This is a genomic window from Streptomyces sp. NPDC042638 (genome assembly GCF_040647235.1).
GTDB classification, from domain to species: Bacteria; Actinomycetota; Actinomycetes; order Streptomycetales; family Streptomycetaceae; genus Streptomyces; species Streptomyces rameus.
The window spans coordinates 48239-71160 of record NZ_JBEZBT010000046.1 but is presented as its reverse complement, the minus strand read 5'-3'; the positions used below and the strand labels follow the sequence as shown (position 1 = coordinate 71160).

The following is a 22922-nucleotide window of genomic DNA, read 5'->3' as shown; positions in this document are numbered from 1 at the left end:
GTCGGGGATGGTGACGCTGCCGGTTCCGTCGTGATGCCCGGCCACCGGGTCCTGCTCGCCGGGGTAGCCGATGAAATTGCCGTCGTTGACCCATTCGGACTTGATGAACTCGAACTGCCGTTCCAAGTGGGCCCCGATGAAGACTCCCACCAACCCCCGGTCGGCACCGTCGTCCTCCAGCACGCCCTCGGGCAACGGCGGACCGTAGGTGGTGCCGCGGCGGATGATCCGGTGCATCCGTGCGTCGCCGACAATGGTGGCGTCGCGGGGGTTGTTCCGGCGGATGTGTGCGCCGGCGGGGCAGCGCAGGCCGCGGTCGTCGTGCTCCCGGTACAGGAAGTTGTTGACGCGCTGCGGGTCCGCCGCCAGCTCGGGGTCGTCGTGCTCCGGCGTCAGCGTCAGCGGCGCCCCGCTGGGCCAGCGTCCGACCATCTTGGCCGCCAGAAGTCCTTCCTCCTCGGCGTTGGAGCTGTTGGCGCGCAGGTAGCGGCGCCAGGCGGCCACGTTGGTGTGGATCTTGCGGACGGCCACGTAGGTCCCGTTGCGTCCCAGCACCTCGGGGCGGGGCATGGGTGGCAGACTGCCGGTCTCGTCCGGGTAACCGAGGATGAACTCGCCGGCCTTGATGGGGGCTTCCTGCGGATTGGAGCCGGGCAGTCCGACACCTTCGATGTTCGGATGGCTGATGCCGTCCCGGAAACCGAAGGTGGTGCGCCCGGTCGGAAGCTGGTGGACGTCCTGCTGCCAGACCACTTGGACACCCGGGGTTTCCTCGAAGGCGACACGGGCCCGTTCCAGCTCCTGGGCCAGTTGTGCGGCATCCGAGGACAGGGCGCTCAGCGCGATGTGGACGTCACCTGTCCCGAACGGCACCTCCCAGTGGGCCGGGGCGTTCTCGCCCACATCACCGATCCGTTCCGCCCTGGCGGCCATGCCCTCACGGAACGCCCGCGGAAAGCTGTCCAGAGACTCCTGGGGCACCCCGAGGGCCCTCAGCCCCTGATAGGTGAACGCCACGGCCACCCAGGCATCCCCGCTCCGGTCCGCGCCCGGCAGACCACCCGAGGTCACCGGGAGCAGCCGGCGCAGCAGGGCACGTCCCGCGTGGCGGTCGTCGACGCGCAGGAAGACGAACTTTCCCTCGTAGGGCACGGGCCGCGGGCGCAGCGCCCCGCTCTGGACGTCCTCGATCTCTACGCGTACACCGGCCGCGCTGCCGCTGTCTGCCGTGCTCATGCTTCTCTGTGCCTCCACGTCGGTCTCTATCCGGGCAAGCCCCAGTGCCCGAAGTGGGCCAGGTCCGAGGGACAGCGGTGGGGGCTCAGGCCGAGGCTTCTTCCAACAGCTTCTGGAACGCGGGCGTGGCCATCAACGCCGCGTTGGCCGGGTTCTCCAGGGCGGCGCGGAACTCGGGGGTGTCCAGCACCTCCTGGAACGCCTCGCTCACGCGCTGGTCCTTCCAGATCTGCTGGACGGTCAGCTCGGGGTAGGAACTGACGAATACGCGCGCGGGCTCCTGGTGGGCGACGAACCAGTCCTTCACCCCCGGATCCTTGACACCGGGGAATCCTTCGGTGTGCGAGAAGACCTTGTCGAAGCGGTCCCCGACCTCCGTCTTGGCGAAGTCGTCGATGTAGGCGTCCCAGGAGCCGTCGAAGACGCTGGCGAACATGTGCCGGGTGTCGTTGTCGAAGATCACGTGCCGTGCGTCGTGCAGGGTGCCGATCTGGCGCAAGGCCGCGTGGACCCTCTGATCATTCGACGCGTCGGCGAGCGTGGCGAGATCGTCACGCATGGCGTCCGCGTGGCCCGACTTGATCTCGGTGAAGACGGTGAACTCATGGCTCACCCCGTCCGACCTGCCCGGACGCTCGGGGTGAGCCGACTGGGATGGCTGTGCCGTTGCAGTCATGGTGAGACTCCCCTGCCACGGATCGGCGCGAGGGACACCAAACACCCAATGCACGGGGCGCCATCGCCCTCACCGCTCCATCCTCACCACGGATGTGCGGCCCACGCACCTCGGGCCCGGGGGCAACGCGGGCGCACCGGGCGATGCCACCGTCCGATGCCCCCGAGGACAGATCGAACCAGGTGCACGAACATGGAGCTGAGGCGTGTGTGCTGAGCACGGGGTCGTCACCGTTTCGGTCAGCCACGCCCCTGCAGCCGCGGGCGCAGGGATCGCTCGAGAACCCCCGTCACGCAGCTCGTACGGTCGGGGCGCCCGCCTCCGCCGGACCTCTGCTCGACTGGACCGCCACCCTGACCCCAGCTGGAGGCATCATGGGCGCAGTTCTCGGTGACGTGCTGGGTTTCGCGGCCGGCGTCGCGGTCAGCCCGCTCCCGATCATCGCCGTCATCCTCATCCTGGCCACCCCTCGGGGACGTCTCAACGGCGTCCTGTTCACGGTCGGCTGGATCCTGGGACTCGCGGTGTTGGGTGCGGTGATGCTGGCGATCGCCTCCCCGGCAGACGCCTCCGCACACAAGCACCCGGCGACCTGGGTGGGAGCGCTCAAGCTCGCTCTGGGCGTGTTCCTCGTCCTCTTCGGCGCCCGCCAGTGGCGTCGGCGCCCGAAGGATCCCTCGCAGGCGAAACTGCCGAAGTGGATGGGCGCGATCGACCGCCTCTCACCGGCCAAGGTCTTCGGCCTCGGCACGGCCCTGGCCGCCCTCAACGCCAAGAACGCCCCACTGACCATCGCCGCGGGCGCCGCGATCGGTTCGGCCGGCCTCCCGGTCGGGCAGCAGATCGCATCGCTGGCGATCTTCGTCGTGATCGCCACGCTCGGCCTGCTGGTCCCGCTCGGTGTGTTCCTCCTCGGGGGAGAGCGAGCCAGGGCCACGCTCGGGAACTGGAAGGACTGGGCGGCTCAGCACAATGTCGCTGTGATGGCCGTCCTGTTCTTCGTCCTCGGGCTGAAACTGCTCGGAGACGGCATCTCCGTCCTCACCTCCTGACAGGTCGGCGTGCGGCGGTGCGGCGCTGGTCCGTGAGGCGCAGGGCGGGCGGTCAGTGGACCCCGTGTGGACCACGAGCCCCGCGCGGTCCCCGCGCCCGGTACGCTGTACCCGCTCCGCCCCAGGTGGGACAGGGCACAGGTGGGTTGCCCGAGCGGCCTAAGGGAACGGTCTTGAAAACCGTCGTGGCAGCGATGTCACCGTGGGTTCAAATCCCACACCCACCGCGAGAAGTCGGCCCAGGTGCCGATCGAAAGGGGTGTCTCCCACGGGAGGCACCCCTTCTCGCTACTCGACGGCCGGGTCCTCCTGTGTCTGTCGCACGGCCCGTCGTACCGCCTGCTCGATCTCGCGCGGGTCGGTCCCCGTCGCGTCGGCTCGCGCGGTGATCGCCGCGTGCACCGCGTCCGAGGCCGCGCAGAAGCGTCGCCGCTGCTCGTCGTACGCGTCGCCGGTGAGGCCCGCCAAGCGGGCGCGTTCCTCTTCGGCGGTGCGTTCCAGCCTGATCAGTTCGTCGGGTATGTCCGTCACGATCGGATCGTAAGAGCCATCGCGCCGCGCCGCCTGTCCAGCCGTCGGGCGAGCCGGTGCGGCGGCGGCTGACACGGTTGGTGCCCTCGTCGCCGGACCGGTGCGGCGGTGGCCGTCGGGGCCGGTGTCGCGTCACGGGGCCGGTATCGCGGTGGCCGTCGCGGTCCGGTGCCCGGTCACCGGTCCGATGCGGAGGCAGCCGTCGGGGGGGGGCTCGGTCACCGGACCGGTGCGGAGGCAGCCGTCGGGGGGGGTGCCCGGTCACCGGACCGGTGCGGAGGTGGTCGTCGCGGCCGGTGCCCCCGTCACGGTGGTGGCCGTCGCGGTCGGTGCCGCCGTCATCGGACCGGTACCGCGTGGTCGCCGTCGCGGCCGGTGCCCGGTCACCGGACCGGTGCGGAGGTGGTCGTCGGGGGGGCCCGGTCACCGGACCGGTGCGGAGGCAGCCGTCAGGGTCGGACCGCTACCGCGGTCGCCGTCACCGCCGGTGTCCCGTCATCCGTGCCGCGGACGCGATCGTCGCGTGGGCCTCGCGTTCCGTCAGGCCCGTGTGGACGGCCGCCTCGGTCAGGGGGGCTGTCAGGGCGGGGCCGATGCCGTTCTCGTAGGCGCGGCAGGCCGCCCAGAACAGGCGGGTGTTGCGCTGGCCCTCGTGCGCGGAGAGCACGAACTGGACCAGGCCCCGGCCGTGGTCGCCGGAGACGGGCGGGGCCGGGTGGTGGGGGCGCGGCGGGGGCAGCAGGAGGCGGAGCAGGGACGGCGGGCAGGGCGCGGGCGGCAGGTGGGCGGTGCCGGGCGCGGTGGTGTAGACGCCGTGGGCGGTGCGGGAGCCGGGGCCCACGAGGTAGCCGCCGGCGCCCCGGATGTCGATGCCGGGGGCGAGCCGGCCGGCCGAGTTCGGTACGACGGTGTCCGGCGGGCCGGTCAGCCACAGATGGCGGCCTCCGCTGGGGGTGAGCACGACGACCGTCTCCGGGATGGTGAACAGGTGGCGCAGGGCCAGCTCGCGCAGGGCGGCCGAGGAGTCGGTGCCGGTCTTGGTGTCCAGGTCGACGCCGATCAGGTGGTGCGGCGGCAGCCCGCAGGCGATGCCGTAGCCGGTGGCCCAGGGGGCGGCGGCGAACAGCTCGCGGACGCGGACCGGGTCGGTGGAGGCGTCGTACACACCGTGTCCGAGGCGTCCGCACCCACCGTGGCAGGGCGTGGCGGCGGGGTCCGGGTCGTCGCGGTGCGGGGAACGCAGAGCCGGGAGTTTCGTCCGGGACAGGGGGATGACGGCCAGGCCGCGCTCGGCGGCTGACAGGGCGTGTGCGAGGGCCAGCTTCGTGGCCTGCCGGTCGGAGGTGGCCATGGCTCCATGTTCGTACGTACGTTCGAAAAAGAAAAGGGCGGGCCCCGGCGACGCGCCGATGCGCTCCGGGTTGGCGGGAAAAGTGCAGGAACGATTCACCCGTGGCATCGGTTGGGGGCTGGACGTCCGTACTGACCCGGCCTGGGGTGAGACATGACTAAAGATGGCGATAAAGGTTTATCGACTTGTCATCACGCTTGCGTGCGAATCACGGCTTCCGGGGTGGTTCGCCGGGGATTCGGTGGGCAACTCTGATGGCGCGACGTCGTCCACGACAGTCGAGGCGGTCGGCCAACTGCCTTGACGGAAGCCGCAGTTCACTGAGTGCTTGGTTCTGGAGGAACAACATGGCAAGCATCCGTACCGCCCGCGTCATCGCCGCCGTCTCCGCTCTTCCGCTCGCCGCCGCTCTCTTCGCCGGTGTCGCGTCGGCGGACAACGGCGCCATCGCGGGTGACGGATCGAACGCTGGTGTGGCGAGCGTCATCGGCAGCGGGGTCGGCGGCAACAACCACGGAAACTCGTCCACCACGAACCAGAACGCGGCCGGCTCGGGTGCCTCGAACCAGAGCAACACCGCCCAGGTCAACGGTGCCGCGTTCACGGCCATCCAGCAGGGCAACGAGAACGTCGCCATCCACTTCACCCACCTCTGGTGAGCCTTGGGCGGGTGTCCTCGTGAACCAGGGCGCCCGTGGGGTGTGCTTCGGGGTCTTCACACGTCTGCGCGGCGGCACTTCGGTGCCGCCGCGTCGGCGTTTTCCCGGGCGGGACGCCAGGCCGACGACCTTGACACCCCGGCTGAACTGACGGACAGTCAGAAACTGTCCGTGCCGGAGCCAGGGGGTGGTGGCGTGAGCGACGAGCAGGCGCACGACGAACTGGGCCGGCGGCTCAAGGAGTTCGAGGGACGGCCGGCCGCCGTCGCCGGTGCCGGCAAGGACCCGGTGAACGCGCCGATGATCCGGCACTGGTGCGAGGCGCTGGGCGACACCAACCCCGCCTACACCGGCCCCGACGCCATCGCCCCGCCCACCATGCTCCAGGCCTGGACGATGGGCGGCCTGACCGGACACCGGGGCCGCACCGGCGCGTACGACGAACTCCTCGGCCTGCTGGACGCCTCGGGCTGCACCTCCGTGGTGGCCACCGACTGCGAGCAGGAGTATCTGCGGCCCCTGCGGCCGGGCGACGAGGTCGCGTTCGACACGGTGATCGAGGAGGTCTCCGCCCGCAAGACGACCCGACTGGGCACCGGCTACTTCGTCACGACCCGCATGGAGGTACGGGTGGGCGGCGAGCCGGTGGGCACCCACCGCTTCCGCGTCCTCAAGTACGCCCCCGCCCCCCGGGCACCCCGGGCCCTGCGGCCCCGACCGGTGGTCAACCGGGACAACGCCGGCTTCTGGCAGGGCGTGGCCGAGCACCGGTTCCTCGTCCAGCGCTGCACCTCCTGCGGCACCCCGCGCCATCCCTGGCTGCCCGGCTGCAACGCCTGCGGCAGCCCGGACTGGGACACGGTGGAGGCGAGCGGCGAGGGCACCGTCCACTCGTACGTGGTGCTGCACCACCCGCCCTTCCCCGCCTTCGACCCCCCGTACGCGGTCGCCCTGGTCGAACTCGCCGAGGGCGTCCGGGTGGTGAGCAACGTGATCGGGGTGCCGTACGACAAGGTCCGCATCGGACTGCCGGTACGGCTCGTGTTCCGGCGTTACGACGAGGAGCTGACGCTGCCGGTGTTCGAGGCGGTGGAGAGGTGAGGGCCGGCGAGCGGCTGCCGGCGCTGGAGATCCCGGTGACCCGCACACTGATCGTGGCGGGCGCGATCGCCTCGCGGGACTACCAGGACGTGCACCACGACGTGGAGCTGGCCCGGCAGAAGGGCGCGCCGGACATCTTCATGAACATCCTGACGACGAACGGCCTGGTCGGCCGGTACGTCACGGACCACTTCGGCCCGACGGCGGTGCTCCGCAAGGTCGCCATCAGGCTGGGGGCGCCCAACCACCCGGGGGACACGATGGTGCTGACCGGCAGCGTCGAGGAGGTCGACGGGGACACGGCGGTCGTCCGGGTCGTCGGCGCCAACGGGACCGGAACCCATGTGACCGGCACGGTGACCGTGACACTTCCCGCCGAGGAGGCCGCTCCATGAGCCTGCGCACCCCGGACACCCTCGGCGGACGCGCGGCGATCGCCGGCATCGGGGCCACCGAGTTCTCCAAGGACTCCGGGCGCAGCGAGCTGCGCCTCGCGGCGGAGGCGGTGCGTGCCGCGCTCGACGACGCCGGGCTCACCCCGGCGGACGTGGACGGCCTGGTGACGTTCACGATGGACACCAGCCCGGAGATCACCGTCGCCCAGGCGTGCGGGATGGGCGAGCTGTCCTTCTTCTCCCGGGTGCACTACGGCGGCGGGGCGGCCTGCGCCACCGTCCAGCAGGCGGCGCTCGCGGTGACGGCGGGCGTGGCCGAGGTGGTGGTCTGCTACCGGGCGTTCAACGAGCGGTCGGGCCGCCGGTTCGGCGCGGGGGTACGGCACCGGGAGCCCTCGGCGGAAGGGGTGGCGCTCGGCTGGGTGCTGCCGTTCGGGCTGCTCACCCCGGCCTCCTGGGTGGCGATGGCGGCCCAGCGCTATCTGCACGCCCACGGGCTGACGCCGGAGGCGTTCGGGCACGTGGCCGTGGTCGACCGCGCGTACGCGGCGACCAACCCGGCCGCCTGGTTCCACGGCCGCCCGATCACCCTCGCCGACCATGCCGCGTCCCGCTGGATCGCCGAACCGCTGCGCCTGCTGGACTGCTGCCAGGAGACCGACGGCGGACAGGCGGTCGTCGTCACCTCCCTGGAGCGGGCCCGGGACCTGGCGCGGCGGCCCGCCGTGATCGCGGCGGCGGCCCAGGGCGCGGGCCGGGCACAGGAGCAGATGACCAGCTACCAGCGGGACGATCTGACCTGCCTGCCGGAGATGGGCGCGGTGGCCCGGCAGCTGTGGCGGACCTGCGGCCTCGGCCCGGACGACATCGACGTGGGGATCCTGTACGACCACTTCACCCCGTTCGTGCTGATGCAGCTGGAGGAGTTCGGGTTCTGCGGGAGGGGGGAGGCGGCGGACTTCGTGGCGGAACGGCGGCTGCCGATCAACACCCACGGGGGCCAGCTCGGGGAGGCGTACCTGCACGGCATGAACGGCATCGCGGAGGCGGTCCGCCAGCTGCGGGGCACGGCCGTCAACCAGATACCCGGGGCGTCCCGCACCCTGGTGACCGCCGGTACCGGGGTGCCGACATCGGGGCTGGTCCTGACGGCGGACGGCTGAGCCGTAAGGGTCCGACCCGCAGACGGGGCGGACCCGCGGTCCACCTTCAGGAGGTCCAGCCACCCCCACCCCTACAACCTGAGGGGGACTCCGCTTCGGGACCTGCGGCCGATCCGCCGCCGTGGGGCCGCTCCTAGCGTGGAGGCATGACCACACCCGTCTGCACCAGCGCCTCGGACGCCGCCGCACCCGGGCGGCAGGGCCTCCCGCAGGCTCGACACCGCTCGCGCGGTGCGACCCCCGCCTATCCGTCGTTCGCGTCGTACGTGCGAGCCCGGCAGCCGGTCCTGCTGCGCACGGCGCGCTCGCTGACCGCGAATCCGAGCGATGCCGAGGACCTGCTGCAGACGGCGCTCGCCAAGACCTACGTGGCCTGGGAGCGGATCGAGGACCACCGGGCGGTCGACGGCTATGTGCGCCGGGCGCTGCTCAACACCCGGACCTCGCAGTGGCGCAAGCGAAGAGTGGACGAGTTCGCCTGCGAGGAGCTGCCCGAGCCGGAGCCCGTGCCCGGCGGCGACGACCCGGCCGAGCGGCAGGCGCTGCACGACGCGATGTGGCGGGCGGTCCTGCGGCTGCCGGCCCGTCAGCGGGCGATGGTCGTCCTGCGGTACTACGAGGACCTCAGCGAGGCGCAGACCGCCGAGGTGCTCGGCGTGTCGGTGGGCACCGTGAAGTCGGCGGTGTCCCGTGCGCTGGGCAAGCTGCGGGAGGACCCCGATCTGGTTCCGGCCCGCCAGGACCTGTCGTAGACGGTAGACGTAGACCGTAGACCCGGTTGGTCCGCCCGGAGTGACGCACCCCCTAGTGACATACCGCGTGGTATGCGCGCAGAATCAGCGCAACCTCTACCACCGCGTAGGCAATGTCGCCCGGGAGGACTCCGTGCTGAGCACCATGCAGGACGTACCGCTGCTGATCTCCAGGATCCTGACCCACGGGTCCACGGTCCACGGATCGTCGCGGGTGACCACCTGGACCGGCGAGCCCGAGCCGCACCGGCGCACCTTCGCCGAGGTCGGGGCCCGCGCCGCCCAGCTGGCCCACGCCCTGCGCGACGAGCTGGGGGTGACCGGCGACGACCGGGTCGCCACGCTCATGTGGAACAACGCCGAGCACGTCGAGGCGTACTTCGCGATCCCCTCGATGGGCGCGGTGCTGCACACGCTCAACCTGCGGCTGCCCGCCGAGCAGCTGGTGTGGATCGTCAACCACGCGGCCGACAAGGTCGTCCTCGTCGACGGCTCGCTGATCGGGCTGCTCGCTCCGCTGCTGCCGAAGCTGCCGACCCTGGAGCACATCGTCGTCTCCGGGCCCGGCGACCGGGCCCCGCTGGCGGGCACCGGCGCACGGGTGCACGAGTACGAGGAGCTGATCGCGGACCGGCCCACCGCCTACGACTGGCCGGAGCTGGACGAACGCCGGGCCGCCGCCATGTGCTACACCTCCGGCACCACCGGGGACCCCAAGGGCGTGGTGTACAGCCACCGTTCGATCTACCTGCACTCCATGCAGGTCAACATGACCCAGTCGATGGGCCTGACCGACCAGGACACCTCCCTCGTCGTCGTCCCGCAATTCCACGTCAACGCCTGGGGCCTGCCGCACGCCACCTTCATGACCGGCGTCAACATGCTGATGCCGGACCGCTTCCTCCAGCCGGCCCCGCTCGCCGAGATGATCGAGCGCGAACGGCCCACCCACGCGGCGGCCGTCCCCACCATCTGGCAGGGCCTGCTCGGCGAACTCACCGCGCGCCCCCGGGACGTGTCCTTCCTCGGCCAGGTCACGATCGGCGGCTCGGCCTGTCCGCCGTCCCTGATGGAGGCGTTCGACCGGCTCGGTATGCGGGTGTGCCACGCCTGGGGCATGACCGAGACCTCACCGCTGGGCACGGTGGCCCGGCCGCCCGCCCACGCGGTCGGCACCGGCGAGGAGTTCGGCTACCGCCTCACCCAGGGCCGCTTCCCGGCGGCCGTCGAGGCCCGCCTCACCGGTCCCGGGGGCGCCCGCCTGCCCTGGGACGGCGAGTCGGCGGGCGAGCTGGAGGTGCGCGGACCCTGGATCGCGGGCGCCTACTACAACGGCCCCGACGCGGAACCCCTGCGCCCCGCAGACAAGTTCAGCGCGGACGGCTGGCTGAAGACCGGCGACGTCGGCACCATCTCTCCCGACGGCTTCCTGACCCTCACCGACCGCGCCAAGGACGTCATCAAGTCCGGCGGCGAGTGGATCTCCTCGGTGGAGCTGGAGAACGCGCTGATGTCCCACCCGGACGTCGCCGAGGCCGCCGTGGTCGCCGTACCCGACGAGAAGTGGGGCGAGCGCCCGCTGGCCACGGTCGTCCTCCGGCCGGGCGCGAGCGCCGACTTCGAGAGCCTGCGCACCTTCCTCGCCGAGGAGGGCAGGATCGCCCGCTGGCAGCTGCCCGAGCGCTGGACGGTCGTCGGGTCGGTGCCGAAGACGAGCGTGGGCAAGTTCGACAAGAAGGTACTGCGCAGGCAGTACGCGGACGGCCAGCTGGACGTCACCCGCCTCTGACGGGGCGGCTCGGCGGGATCGCCCGCGTCCGTTTCGCCCGCATCCCTCGTCGGGGCGGCGGTCCCCCGCCGCCCCGGCCCCGCACGACCGCAGGACTAGCCGAGGCCCGTCCGGTGACAGCCGGCACCGGAGCGTGCGCCCGTCAGGTGCCTAGTTCGTACCGATCCGGGCCAGCAGGTCCACGATCCGGCCCTGCACCTCGGTGCTGGTGGACCGCTCGGCGAGGAACAGCACCGTTTCACCCGAGGCCAGCCGGGGCAGGTCGGCCTGGTCGACGGCGGCGGTGTAGACGACCAGCGGGGTGCGGTCGAGCAGGCCGTTCGCCCGCAGCCAGTCCACGATCCCGGCCCGCCGGCGGTGCACCTGCATCAGGTCCATCACCACCAGGTTCGGCCGGAACTGCCCCGCGAGCGTCACCGCGTCGTTGTCGCTCGCGGCCCGTGCCACCTGCATCCCGCGCCGCTCCAGCGTCGCGGTCAGCGCCAGCGCGATCTCCGCGTGCTCCTCGATGAGCAGCACCCGCGGCGGATGCTGCTCGCTGTCCCGGGGCGCCAGCGCCTTCAGCAGTACGGCGGGGTCGGCGCCGTACGCCGCCTCGCGCGTCGCCTGGCCGAGCCCGGCCGTGACCAGCACCGGGACCTCGGCGGCCACGGCGGCCTGGCGCAGCGACTGCAGAGCCGTCCGCGTGATGGGCCCGGTCAGCGGATCCACGAACAGCGCGGCGGGGAAGGCCGCGATCTGCGCGTCGACCTCCTCGCGCGAGTGCACGATGACCGGCCGGTAGCCACGGTCGCTGAGCGCCTGCTGGGTCGTCACGTCCGGCGCGGGCCACACCAGCAGCCGGCGCGGGTTGTCCAGCGGCTCCGGGGGCAGCTCGTCGTCCAGCGGCTGCGGACGCGGGGTGTCCGCCACCTCCACGGCCCCGCCGGGACCGTCCAGCGGTTCGGGCCCCTCGGCGGCGTTGGGCCCGGGTGCGCCTATGGCGTACGACCGCCCCGCCCCCTCGGTGCCCGGGACCGGCCGGGGCTGGCCGCCGAGCGAGGGCTGCGGCACGGGTGCCTGACCGGCCGTCGCGGGCTGCGGCACCGGCCGGCCGGCGAGCGACGACTGGCCGCCGAGCGACGACTGGCCGCCGAGCGACGGCTGGCCGGCGGGCGACGGCTGGGCGGGCGCCGGTTCGACCGACGGGTGCGGCCGGGCCGCCTGGTCCGGCTTCTGGTCCGGGCGGGTGGCCGGGTCGGGGGGTGTGCCCAGCTTGCGCCGCCGGCCCGAACCGCCGGGTGCGTGCGGCGGCGGCGTCGCCGTCGGCTGCTGCACCTGGGCGGCCTGCCGGGCGAACGGCACACCCTGCCCGAGCGTGCGGACGGAGATCGCCCGCCCCTGCGTGGAGTCCGGGTCGACCGGTGCGCCGCCCGCGGCCTCGGCGGGCAACGGCTGCGCGGCCCGCCGCGGCTGACCACCGGCCGCTGCCGCGGGAAGCGGCGTGCCGGGGGCCGGTGTGCCGCCCGCCGGGGTGGCGGGGTTCGGGACCGGGACTGCCGCACCGGCGGTGTCGCCGGTGCCGGGCCACTGCTGCGGGACGCCGGGCGGCACCGGCACCTGTCCGGTACCGGTCTCGGCGGGCAACGGCAGCGCGCCCGGGGCCGCCACCGGAGTACCGGCGGCCGGGGCGCCCGGCTGGGCCGGCCCCTGGCCCGGTGCGGCCGGAGGCTGCTGGGCGGGATCGACGGGCGCGGTCGGCGCCGTGCCCTGCGCGGGCACGCCCTGGACCGGAGTGGCCGGGGCCGGGGCCACGGGGGCGAGCGCGGGCTGACCGGCCGTGCCCTGGGCGGGTACGGCGGCCCGGCTCGCGGCTGGCTGCTGGGCACCGGGAGCCACCGGCCCTGCCACGGGGGCCACGGGACCGGCCTGACCGGGGATGCCCTGTCCGGGGACGGGGACGCCTTGTCCGGTGATGTCCTGCCCGGTCGTGCCCGGCGCCGGAACGCCGGTCGCCGGGGCCTGCCGACCAGGGGCCGGCGGTACGGCCGCCGCCTGCGGGACCTGGCCGGGAGCGGCCGGTACGGGAATCGGCTGCGGCGGGGTCTGCCCGGGTGCGGTTCCCGGCGCCACCGCCTGCGCGGCCTCGGTCTGCTGGGCCATGGCACGGCGCCGCCGGCCGGTCGGTGCGCTGGTGGGATGCGGCTGCGGCGGGGTGTGGTCGTCGGCCTGGTCGACCGGTACGGCGTCGTGCCGTCCGTCGTCAGCCGCGACGCCCTCGCCGGTCACCGGCAGCCGCGCGGGCACCTGCACCTGACCGGGCACCTGCACCTGACCGGGCAGCGGCCCGGAACCGGCCGGCGGACCGACGACCCCCGGACGGCTGCCGACGACGGGACCCTCACCCGGGCCGACGGAGGCACCGCCGCCCGGGACGACGGGAGCACCCATACCCGGGGCGACGGGAGCACCCACGCCCGGGGCGACGGGAGCACCGGCACCGGGAGTGACGGGTGCGCCGGCACCCGGGGCTGCCGGAACGGCCGTGCCCGGGGCTGCCGGAACGGGCGTACCCGGGGCTGCCGGAACGGGCGTACCCGGGGCTGCCGGAACGGATGTACCAGCGCCCGCGGCGACGGCTGTATCCGCGCCCGGGTAGGGGGCCGGGCCGTCCGTCTGGTCCGGGGGCTGCGGGGACCGGTCGGCCTCGGCCGGCGGCAGGGCGAAGACCGTGCGCGCGCCGGCCGCCTCCTGCGCCGCGGCGCGCTCCGCCGCGGCGGCCAGCGCCCGTCGGCGCCGTCCGGTCGGCTGCGTGCCCTCGGCCGGCACCGCCTCGCCGCCCTGCGCCGGAACCGCCGGGGCACCCGGCAACGCCTGTGCGCCCGGTACCGGCTCGCCGCCGGCCGCGGGAAGGGCCGGCGGCAGCGCGGCCTGCGGGGCGCCCGGATCACGGCGGGCACGCCGGCCCGTGGGCACCGGCACGCCCTGCGGCGGCACGGTGCCACCGAGCCCCGTACCCGAGGCGGCGGCCCCCGCACCCTGCTCGGCCGCGGTCATCACGGATCCCTCGGCCACGCCCTCGCCGGCGTCATCGCCGGCGGCGCCGCTCTCGGCGGGCCGCCCACGGCGCCGGCCGGTCCCGCCGGACGCGTTCTCCGCACCCTCGGCCGGAATCCGCGGGCCCTCCTCGGCGGGGGCGATGGCCCGCCGCCGGCGCCGGCCGGTCGGCACGGACGCCTCCACCTCACCGGTGTCACCGGCGCCGGGCGCCTCGCTGTCCAGGAAGGCGTCCGTGGAGCCCCGCCGGGCCCGCCGCCGGCCGACCGCGCCCTGCTCGGCCGCCCCGGTGTCGTCCGCCGCTGCCGCACCGGCGTCCGGGACCTGCGCGGCGACCGCGCCCGCCCCGCCGCCGAGCGGCACCTCGAGGACGTAGGCGCTGCCGCTCATGCCCGGTACCTCGTGCGTCTGGAGCACACCCCCGTGGGCGCGCACGATGCCACGCACGATCGGCTCGTGCACCGGGTCTCCCCCGGCGTACGGTCCGCGCACCTCGATCCGCGCGACCTCCCCGCGCTGGGCGGCGGCGACCACGACGGTGTTGTCCAGGTAACCGCCCGCCGACACGGGCGTGTTGCCGGTCGCGTCCACCCCGGCGACATCCGCCACCAGATGCGCGAGCGCGACGGCGAGCCGCTGCGGGTCGACCTCGGCCTCGATGGGCGGCGCGTGTACGGCGAACTGCACGCGCCCCGGCCCGATCAGCTCGACGGCCCCGTCCACACCGGCGGCGACGACCGCGTCCAGCATCACCTTGGTACGGGTGATGTCCTCCCCGCCCGCGTCCAGCCGCTGGTAGCCGAGGACGTTGTCGATGAGGGTGGTGATGCGCGCGTAGCCGGCCGACAGGTGGTGCAGAACCTGGTTGGCCTCGGGCCACAGCTGCCCGGCGTCGTCCGCCGCCAGTGCGGACAGCTCGCGCCGCAGCTCGTCCAGCGGGCCGCGCAGCGACTGCCCGAGCAGGGTCAGCAGCTGCTCGTGCCGCCCGGCGAGGGCCTCGTACCGGTCCTTCTCCCGCTCGGCGAGCGCGGCGTACCGCTCCTCGCCGGCGGCCAGCTCCTCCGCGTGCTGCTCGCGGAGTTCCTCGATCTCGGTGACATGCCGCTGGCGCAGCGCGGTCAGATCGGAGGCGTGCTCCTCGGAGAGCCGCTCCAGCTCCTCGGCGTGCGCCTTCTCCTGCGCGTCCTTCTCCTCCGCCAGGGAGTCGAAGGGGCGTCGGTCGGCGAAGGTCATCACGGCGCCGACGAGCTGGTCCCCGTCCCGTACCGGCGCGGTGGTCAGATCGACCGGGACCTTCTGGTCGCCCTTGGACCACAGCACCTGCCCGCGCACCCGGTGCTTGCGCCCGGAGCGCAGGGTGTCGGCGAGGGGCGACTCCTCGTACGGGAACGGCGATCCGTCGGCGCGCGAGTGCAGCACGAGCGTGTGCAGCTCCTTGCCGCCCAGCTCACCGGCCCGGTAACCCAGTATCTGGGCGGCGGCCGGGTTGACGAGCACGATCCGGCCGTCGGTGTCCGTGCCCACGACGCCTTCCGACGCCGCCCGCAGGATCATCTCGGTCTGCCGCTGCGAGCGGGCCAGCTCCGCCTCGGTGTCGACGGTTCCGGACAGGTCCCGGACCACGATCATCAGCAGCTCGTCACCGGTGTAGCCGTAACCGTCGTACGCCTGCTGCCCGTTCTCCAGGTTCGCGCTGGTGACCTCGACCGGGAACTCGCTGCCGTCGGTCCGCCGCGCCACCATCCGGTTCGGCTTGGTCCGTCCCCGGGGGTCCATGTGATCGGGCCGCCGCATGGAGCCGGGGATGAGCCGGGAGTCGAACTGCGGCAGCAGGTCGAGCAGCCCGCGCCCGACGAGCGCGGTACCCGGTGCCTCGAACGCCTCCAGCGCGATGGTGTTGGCGTTGACGACGGTTCCGTTGGCGTTGACCAGGACCAACGCGTCCGGCAGAGCGTCGAGTATGGCTGCGAGGCGAGCAGCGCCTCGGGATGGCCTGCTGCTCACGAGACGCCTTCCTCCCTGTTACCGCACCTTGCCGACCGCTCCGGCCATATTGCCAACCGGCCCGCGACGTGTCACGCGAGGGAGTCTAAAGGCACGGGTCGCGCTCGCGGCGCCGGATGAGAGGGAGGTCCCACGAGGAAGTGACGACGAACGCGTGACCGATGCCCCGGCTTCCCCCATACCTCCGCCGGACCTTTACGGAACCGACGGCTCCGCCAAGGGCCCCTGCCGCTACCCGGCCGCCTCCACCTTCGGCAGGAGGGGCACCATCCGGTCCCACCGCCCGGCCTCGCACCCGTCACCGCGGTCGAACGAGGCGTCGACCGGCCGTCCGGCCCAGGTGCCGGTGACATGGGCGGTGGCCGGGCCGCCGTAGAGCATGGTGCAGGTGGCACCGGCGGGAACCGGTGCGAACGGGTCCCTGCCCCAGCGTGTGCGCGTGTCGAGCGTCCGGCAGGCCCCGGCGACGTCCGGATGGTGCCCGGCCTCGGGGTGGCAGTGCACCTCGAACCTCCCGTCCCGGGCGGCGCCGGCGTGCCGGACCACGACGGTGAGGTGATCACCCCCGTCCTCCGGCCGCACGGGCGGCGGTACGGCACCGGCGGCGGAGGCGGGGGCGGCGGTGAGCGGGGCGAGGGAAGCGGCGGCGGCGAGGGACGCCACGAGGAGGCGCCGCCCGGTGGCCGGCAGGACAGAGAGCATGCCCTGTCCAACGCCGGACCCGGCGAGACGTTGCGCCCCACCGGCGAAGCCCTTTGCCCTGTGACCCGGGTGCCTAGTACCGTGGGGGGCGATTGGTGACGCGGCGCTTGCCTGTGTCATCATCTGCACGCACCACTCGCGCGCTCGTGTGAGCGGTTGTGCTGGAGGCGTCGCCTAGTCCGGTCTATGGCGCCGCACTGCTAATGCGGTTTGGGTCTTAAAGCCCATCGAGGGTTCAAATCCCTCCGCCTCCGCCCCCGATACCGAAGCCCCGGTCCCCAGGACCGGGGCTTCGGCGTTGTCCGGCCCCTGGCGCGCTCCCCCCGAGGATCATCGTTTTCGCAGGTCACAAGGGGTGCGCGGATCGGATTTCACATGACGGCGGCAGTCATGTAATGTTCTTCCTGTCGCCGCGAGCGGGCCGAAAGGGCCGGGAGCGAAGACAAAACAAAAGAACAAGCACTCGTAGCTTAACGGATAGAGCATCTGACTACGGATCAGAAGGTTGCAGGTTCGAATCCTGCCGAGTGCACATAGTTCGAAGGCCCCGGATCACTCCGGGGCCTTCTGCGTGTCCGGGTGGGTTTTCGTGCCGACGGGGTGATCGAGGCGGTCGCGCTCGTCCCGTTCGGCTCGCCACCGGTCCCGCCGGTATCGGGGGACGGGGGCGTGGGGGAGATGTCCATGCCCTGTTCAACCGATGTCCTGGCTGTGTAACAGCGGATCTTGCTCTCTGTTCCGGGCGACAGGGGCGGTCATACGATCTTCACATCGTTCGAGATCCCGTCGGGGGCAATCCGGCGGGCTTCAGTGTGGGGACACCAGCATGCGTATCCGCTCCTTCGTGGGCGCCCTTTGCGGCGCCGTGGCTCTTTCCGCGTTCGCCCTCCCGGTGGCCCAGGCGGAGGAGAACCCCATCACGTTCTCGAACATCGCGATCGACAGCGGCAAGCCGCTGGTGGTCGGCACCGGCACGCCGAAGCAGTTCTTCGTGCACTACGACGTGAACCACGCCCACAAGCTCTACTCCTCCGAGGCGTACCTGTACGCGGGCGGCCTGGACACGTGGAGCGGCCAGAGCGGGCCCGTGGGCTCGCCCTCCTGCCAGGACGTCAGCGCCACCGTCGCGCGCTGTGTGCAGAAGCTGGCCATCGACCCGAAGTCGCTCGTCGGCAGCGGCGTCGCCGGCACCTGGCACCTCTACCTGCAGGCGGTCGACGCCGACGACAACGTGGTCGGCAAGGGCGGCCTGTACCCGACCAAGGTGCTGCGCGCCTCCACCATGACCCGGACCGACGCCGACCCCGAGCCGGTCGTGAAGGGCAAGAGCCTCACCATCACCGGCAAGCTCGCGCACGCCGACTGGGACACCCACACGTACGCCGGGCAGGCCGGCCGGTCGGCGGCACTGCAGTTCCGGCCCGACGGCGGTTCCTACGCCACGGTCAAGACGGTCAAGACCGGAACCGGCGGCGCGCTCAGGACCACGGTGACCGCGAACGCCAGTGGCGCCTGGCGCTGGTACTACGCGGGCGACTCCACCACCGGCGGCGCCACGGCCGTGGGCGACGCCGTCGTCGTCAAGTAGGCGGCAACGGCAGGCCCGCCGCTCCCGAGGGGGGCAGGCCGAAACCTGCTGAGTGCGTACCGGCCGCAGGCCCCGGAGAGGATCCGGGGCCTGCGGCGTTTTCCAGGAAAGGGCCCCGACGGCGTCACCGGGCCGCTGTCGGACCCACCCTCTACCCTCACGAGTGATGGCACAGGTGTGGAAGTGCGCGGGGCTGCGCTGGTCGGCGGACGGCCCGGCGCTGATGTGGGACGGCGGGCGGCGCAGTGCGCTGCCGCGGGGGAAGCGCGTCGCCTTCGCGGTGCCGGAAGGGGGCGTGCGCACGTGTGCGGGGGCACGGGGGCACGCCTGCCCGGTGGGCGCCGTTGTGCCGGGGCGGAGTACGGGGGCCCGGTGCGAGGAGTGCGCGCGGCTGGACCGGGCGCACTCCGTGGCCGCTGACACGGTCGCGGACGACCCGCGGCCCTACCGCGTGTACCTGGCGTGGTTCGGGCCGGGGATGGTGAAGGTCGGCATCACCGCGCTGGAACGCGGGCCGGCCCGGCTGCTCGAACAGGGCGCCGTCTGTTTCAGCTGGCTCGGCACCGGCCCGCTGATGGCCGCGCGGCGCACCGAGGAACTGCTGCGGGCCGCGCTGCGGGTGCCGGACCGTATCCCGTACGCCCAGAAGCGGGCGGTGCGGTCGGCGCTGCCGGGGACGGAGGCGGAGCGCGCCGCCGAGGTGCGGGAGCTGCACGCGCGGGCCGTCGCGCTCACCGCCTGGCCGGAGTCCCTGCGCCCCGAGCCCTGCCATGTCACCGACAGCGCAGGGACGTTCGGGCTGACGGGCGCCCCGGCGGCGGTCGGCGAGATCGTGGAGCTGGTGCCGGGCGGGGCGGTGCGCGGTGACCTGGTCGCGGCCGCCGGCCCGGATCTCCATCTCGCGGCCGGCGGACGCGGGGTCGTCGTCCTGGACACCCGGCTGATGACCGGCTGGGAGCTGCTGGCGCCGGAGCCGGTGGCGGCCGGATGCACCTTCCCCGTAAGGGAGTTCCGGCGGGAGCCGGACGGGCTGTTCTGACCCGTGGGCCCGCGGGGAGGCCGCTGTGCGGACCCGTGGGCCCGCTGGGAGGGCGCTGTGCGGTTCTCAGAAAAATCACAGACTCCGGAAAGCGTCTTCTCAGAGGGTCCCGACAGGGTGTCCAGCATGACCACGACCTCCCCGCAGGGGCGCACCGAACTGCTGAGGCCGGACGGGAGCCCCGTCCGCGTGCTTGTGGTGGACGACGAGCTGTCGATCACCGAACTGCTGAGCATGGCCCTTCGTTACGAGGGCTGGCAGATCAGGAGTGCGGGGGACGGGCAGGCGGCCATCCGGTCGGCCCGGGACTTCCGGCCCGACGCCGTCGTGCTCGACATGATGCTGCCGGACATGGACGGGCTGTCCGTCCTCGGCCGGCTGCGGCGCGAGCTGCCCGAGGTGCCCGTCCTCTTCCTCACCGCCAAGGACGCGGTGGAGGACCGTATCGCCGGGCTCACCGCCGGCGGGGACGACTACGTCACCAAGCCCTTCAGCCTGGAGGAGGTCGTGGCGCGGCTGCGGGGGCTCATCCGCCGGTCCGGGGCCGCCGACCGGCGGTCCGACTCGGTGCTCGTCGTGGGGGATCTGACCCTGGACGAGGACAGCCACGAGGTCTCGCGGGCCGGGGAGAACATCCACCTCACCGCCACCGAGTTCGAACTGCTGCGCTTCCTCATGCGCAACCCCCGGCGGGTGCTCAGCAAGGCGCAGATCCTGGACCGCGTCTGGTCGTACGACTTCGGCGGCCAGGCCAACGTGGTCGAGCTGTACATCTCGTACCTGCGCCGGAAGATCGACGCCGGGCGCGAGCCGATGATCCACACCCGGCGGGGAGCCGGTTACCTGATCAAGCCCGCCGTGTCATGAGCGGGCGGCGCCGGCCGCGTCCGCGGAAACGGCACGGCCAGGACGCCCCCGCCCGGACGAAGCCGAGAGTGGCGGGACAGCCGCGCACCCTGCGCACCAGGCTCGTCGTCGCGTCCGTGGTCCTGATCGCCGTGGTGTGCGCGGTGATCGGCACCGTGACCGCGCTCGCGCTGCGCAGCCATCTGTACGACCAGCTGGACGGTCAGCTGAACGAGGTCGCCGCGCGCGCCTCCGGCTCCTTCGGGCCGCCGGGCCGACAGCTCGGGGGCGGCCTCGTGCCGGGTGGGCAGCAGCCCAGGACGCACCCGAAGACCCTCACCGACTTCGTCACCGAGGGCCCGCAGCCCAAGGGCACCATCGCGGCCGAGGTGGTGGACGGCGTCATCACCGACGCCCGACGCGGTGTGCAGTCCGCCAGCAACTTCGACGTGATCCCGGAGTCGTTGACCAGGTCGCAGCGCGCCGCCCTCGCGTCCGTCCCGCGGAAAGAGGGAGAACAGCGCACCGTCGACGTCCCGGGTGCGGGCGGGTACCGGGTCGAGTACCGCAGTGGTGCCAACGGCGCCTACTACGTCGCCGTACCGACCTCCTCCGTCGACAACACGGTCAACACCCTGATCCTCGTGGAGATCAGTGTCACCGCCGCCGGTCTGGTGGCGGCCGGCATCGCCGGCTACGTGCTCGTGGGCGTCGCCACCCGTCCCCTGCGGAAGGTCGCCGCCACCGCCACCCGGGTCTCCGAACTGCCCCTGCACTCCGGCGAGGTGAACCTGAGCGAACGGGTCCCGGAGGCGGAGTGCGACCCGCACACCGAGGTCGGCCAGGTCGGCGCCGCGCTCAACCGCATGCTCGACCACGTCCACGGCGCCCTGCACGCCCGGCAGCGGAGCGAGACACGGGTACGGCAGTTCGTGGCCGACGCCAGTCACGAACTGCGCACACCGCTCGCCTCCATCCGCGGGTACGCCGAGCTGACCCGGCGCGGGCGCGAGCGGATCGGTCCCGACACCCGGCACGCGCTGGGCCGTATCGAGTCCGAGGCCGGGCGGATGACCCTCCTCGTCGAGGACCTGCTGCTGCTGGCCCGGCTCGACGCCGGGCGACCGCTGCAGTTCGAGCACACCGATCTGGTCCCGCTGGTCATCGACACGGTCAGTGACTCCCGGGCGGCCGGCATGGACCACAACTGGCGGCTCGATCTGCCCGACGAACCGGCGCTGGTCTCGGCGGACGCGGCACGGATCCAGCAGGTGCTGGTCAATCTGCTGGGCAACGCCCGCAAACACACCCCGCCCGGTACGACCGTGACCGCGCGCGTGCGGCGGCGCGGGCCGTGGATGTGCGTCGACGTCGAGGACGACGGGCAGGGCATCGCTCCGGAGCTGCTGCCGCACGTCTTCGAGCGGTTCGCCCGCGGGGACTCCGCGAGGTCCCGCGCCACCGGCTCCACCGGACTCGGACTCGCCATCGTGCAGGCCGTGGCCGCCGCGCACGGGGGCGCCGTGACCGTGGACAGCGTTCCCGGCCGTACCGTCTTCACCGTGCGGCTGCCCGTCCCCGCCCCGGCGGCCGTCCCCCGGCCGGCCCGCGCGACGGACGGGCGCTCACACTCACAGCCGCAGCACAGTGCCACCACATGGGTGCGACAGGGCACTTGAGAAAAGTCGGTCCCATGCGAACCGACTCTTCTCCCGGCACCCTGCCGGCGCGGGAGCACCTCCCGGCCACAGACGCCGGAACGCCTGTCCTGGACGTAGTGGTCCCCGTCCACAACGAGGAGAAGGACCTCCAGCCGTGCGTCCGCAGACTGCACGAGCACCTCACGCGCACCTTTCCGTACGCCTTCCGCATCACGATCGCGGACAACGCGTCCACGGACACCACCCCGCTGGTGGCGGCGCGGCTGGAGGCGGAGATCCCCGAGGTCACCAGCTTCCGGCTGGAGCGCAAGGGGCGGGGCCGGGCGCTGCGGACCGTCTGGTCGGCGTCGGACGCCCCGATCCTCGCGTACATGGACGTCGACCTGTCCACCGACCTCAACGCCCTGCTGCCACTGGTGGCGCCGCTGATCTCCGGTCACTCCGACCTCGCGATCGGCTCCCGGCTCGCCCGCAGCTCCCGGGTCGTACGCGGCCCCAAGCGGGAGTTCATCAGCCGGGCCTACAACCTGATCCTGCGCGGTTCCCTCCAGGCCCGCTTCTCGGACGCCCAGTGCGGTTTCAAGGCGATCCGGCGGGAGGTCGCGCGGGTGCTGCTGCCGCTGGTGGAGGACACCGGCTGGTTCTTCGACACCGAGATGCTGGTCCTCGCCGAGCGGGCGGGCCTCAGGATCCACGAGGTGCCGGTGGACTGGGTGGACGACCCGGACTCCACCGTGCACATCGTGCGGACGGCCACCGACGACCTCAAGGGCGTGTGGCGGGTCGGCAGGGCCCTGGCCACCGGGTCGCTGCCGCTGGACCGGCTGACCCGGCCCTTCGGTGACGACCCGCGCGACCGCGAGCTGACCGGCGTGCCGGGGGGCCTGGCCCGCCAGCTGGTCGGCTTCTGCGTGGTCGGCGGCCTGTCCACCCTGTTCTACCTGCTGCTGTACAGCGGCTTCCGGCAGTTCGGCGGGGCGCAGCCCGCCAACGGGCTCGCGCTGCTGGTCTCGGCCGTCGCGAACACGGCCGCCAACCGCCGGCTCACCTTCGGGGTGCGCGGCCGTGGCGGGGCGGTCCGGCACCAGGCGCAGGGCCTGGTGGTGTTCGGCATCGGCCTCATCCTGACCAGCGGTTCGCTCGCCGCCCTGGACACGGCCACCGACAGCCCGGCGCACTCCACCGAACTCGCGGTGCTCATCGCCGCCAACCTGGCGGCGACCGTGCTGCGGTTCCTGCTCTTCCGCGCCTGGGTCTTCCCGGACCGCGGGGAGACGGCGCCGTCCACGGCGGTCACCGCACACACCCCGCCCGCACCGGGCCACGCCACTTCGCCGGTCT

18 protein-coding genes and 3 tRNA genes are annotated in these 22922 nt (G+C 73.2%); 15 read left to right on the top strand and 6 right to left on the bottom strand.

What is annotated here, in order from left to right; genetic code table 11:
* Together AB0B40_RS29315 and AB0B40_RS29310 are read right to left on the bottom strand one after the other, a co-directional pair.
* The coding region (locus AB0B40_RS29315) for a Dyp-type peroxidase (protein WP_362266438.1) at positions 1–1236 on the bottom strand (1236 nt) is incomplete at its 3' end.
* 85 nt (positions 1237–1321) lie between these two features.
* Positions 1322–1912, bottom strand: coding sequence for a hypothetical protein (locus tag AB0B40_RS29310; RefSeq protein WP_345058791.1), 591 nt, complete (start codon positions 1910–1912; stop codon positions 1322–1324).
* A 374-nt stretch (positions 1913–2286) separates the two neighbouring features.
* On the opposite strand from AB0B40_RS29310, the gene AB0B40_RS29305 reads away from it, so the two are divergent.
* Entirely contained in the window at positions 2287–2964 is a 678-nt protein-coding gene (locus AB0B40_RS29305; protein WP_345058789.1) for a GAP family protein, read from the top strand.
* Positions 2965–3104: 140 nt separating this feature from the next.
* Positions 3105–3191: transfer RNA gene (locus tag AB0B40_RS29300), tRNA-Ser, on the top strand.
* Between the two features lie 61 nt (positions 3192–3252).
* Here the strand turns inward: AB0B40_RS29300 and AB0B40_RS29295 are convergent.
* Together AB0B40_RS29295 and AB0B40_RS29290 are read right to left on the bottom strand one after the other, a co-directional pair.
* Complete coding sequence (locus AB0B40_RS29295) at positions 3253–3495, bottom strand: hypothetical protein (protein ID WP_345058787.1); 243 nt, start codon at positions 3493–3495, stop codon at positions 3253–3255.
* Positions 3496–3973: 478 nt separating this feature from the next.
* Positions 3974–4846: a bifunctional DNA primase/polymerase gene (locus tag AB0B40_RS29290; protein WP_345058785.1), complete on the bottom strand. Its 873-nt coding sequence runs from the start codon at positions 4844–4846 to the stop codon at positions 3974–3976.
* 347 nt (positions 4847–5193) lie between these two features.
* Here AB0B40_RS29290 and AB0B40_RS29285 point away from each other — a divergent pair, with 347 nt between their 5' ends.
* The 6 genes from AB0B40_RS29285 to AB0B40_RS29260 all read left to right on the top strand — a co-directional run bounded on the left by AB0B40_RS29285 (position 5194) and on the right by AB0B40_RS29260 (position 10705).
* Positions 5194–5505, top strand: coding sequence for a hypothetical protein (locus AB0B40_RS29285; protein ID WP_345058783.1), 312 nt, complete (start codon positions 5194–5196; stop codon positions 5503–5505).
* A 195-nt stretch (positions 5506–5700) separates the two neighbouring features.
* Positions 5701–6606: a bifunctional MaoC family dehydratase N-terminal/OB-fold nucleic acid binding domain-containing protein gene (locus AB0B40_RS29280; protein ID WP_345058781.1), complete on the top strand. Its 906-nt coding sequence runs from the start codon at positions 5701–5703 to the stop codon at positions 6604–6606.
* Positions 6603–7001: a MaoC/PaaZ C-terminal domain-containing protein gene (locus AB0B40_RS29275; protein WP_362266435.1), complete on the top strand. Its 399-nt coding sequence runs from the start codon at positions 6603–6605 to the stop codon at positions 6999–7001. The genes AB0B40_RS29280 and AB0B40_RS29275 overlap by 4 nt, the downstream gene beginning before the upstream one ends.
* Positions 6998–8164: a lipid-transfer protein gene (locus AB0B40_RS29270; protein ID WP_345058777.1), complete on the top strand. Its 1167-nt coding sequence runs from the start codon at positions 6998–7000 to the stop codon at positions 8162–8164. The genes AB0B40_RS29275 and AB0B40_RS29270 overlap by 4 nt, the downstream gene beginning before the upstream one ends.
* Before the next feature lie 146 nt (positions 8165–8310).
* Positions 8311–8916, top strand: a complete 606-nt coding sequence (locus AB0B40_RS29265; RefSeq protein ID WP_345058775.1) for a SigE family RNA polymerase sigma factor — start codon at positions 8311–8313, stop codon at positions 8914–8916.
* Positions 8917–9049: 133 nt separating this feature from the next.
* Positions 9050–10705 carry a long-chain fatty acid--CoA ligase gene (locus tag AB0B40_RS29260; protein ID WP_362266433.1) on the top strand — a complete coding sequence of 552 codons (1656 nt, stop codon included), beginning with the start codon at positions 9050–9052 and terminating at the stop codon, positions 10703–10705.
* A 150-nt stretch (positions 10706–10855) separates the two neighbouring features.
* On the opposite strand, the gene AB0B40_RS29255 is transcribed toward AB0B40_RS29260, so the two are convergent.
* Together AB0B40_RS29255 and AB0B40_RS29250 are read right to left on the bottom strand one after the other, a co-directional pair.
* On the bottom strand, positions 10856–15679 hold the full coding sequence (locus AB0B40_RS29255) for a PAS domain-containing protein (RefSeq protein ID WP_362266441.1): 4824 nt from the start codon (positions 15677–15679) through the stop codon (positions 10856–10858).
* Between the two features lie 297 nt (positions 15680–15976).
* Positions 15977–16447 carry an SSI family serine proteinase inhibitor gene (locus AB0B40_RS29250; protein ID WP_362266431.1) on the bottom strand — a complete coding sequence of 157 codons (471 nt, stop codon included), beginning with the start codon at positions 16445–16447 and terminating at the stop codon, positions 15977–15979.
* A 163-nt stretch (positions 16448–16610) separates the two neighbouring features.
* Between AB0B40_RS29250 and AB0B40_RS29245 the strand changes: the two genes are divergently transcribed.
* From AB0B40_RS29245 to AB0B40_RS29215, 7 genes are all read left to right on the top strand, one after another.
* Positions 16611–16701 (top strand) — tRNA-Ser (locus AB0B40_RS29245).
* A 205-nt stretch (positions 16702–16906) separates the two neighbouring features.
* Positions 16907–16979 (top strand) — tRNA-Arg (locus tag AB0B40_RS29240).
* Between the two features lie 294 nt (positions 16980–17273).
* Positions 17274–18035: a hypothetical protein gene (locus AB0B40_RS29235; protein WP_362266429.1), complete on the top strand. Its 762-nt coding sequence runs from the start codon at positions 17274–17276 to the stop codon at positions 18033–18035.
* 166 nt (positions 18036–18201) lie between these two features.
* The gene (locus tag AB0B40_RS29230; protein ID WP_345052318.1) at positions 18202–19074 is read left to right on the top strand and encodes a DUF2797 domain-containing protein; all 873 of its coding nucleotides are present in this window, start codon (positions 18202–18204) and stop codon (positions 19072–19074) included.
* A gap of 126 nt (positions 19075–19200) precedes the next feature.
* Positions 19201–19941: a response regulator transcription factor gene (locus AB0B40_RS29225; RefSeq protein WP_345052321.1), complete on the top strand. Its 741-nt coding sequence runs from the start codon at positions 19201–19203 to the stop codon at positions 19939–19941.
* Positions 19938–21599 (top strand): HAMP domain-containing sensor histidine kinase, encoded by a 1662-nt coding sequence (locus AB0B40_RS29220; RefSeq protein ID WP_345052323.1) that lies wholly within the window; start codon positions 19938–19940, stop codon positions 21597–21599. The genes AB0B40_RS29225 and AB0B40_RS29220 overlap by 4 nt, the downstream gene beginning before the upstream one ends.
* A gap of 14 nt (positions 21600–21613) precedes the next feature.
* A partial coding sequence (locus AB0B40_RS29215; RefSeq protein WP_362266427.1) for a bifunctional glycosyltransferase family 2/GtrA family protein occupies positions 21614–22922 on the top strand: 1309 nt, incomplete at its 3' end.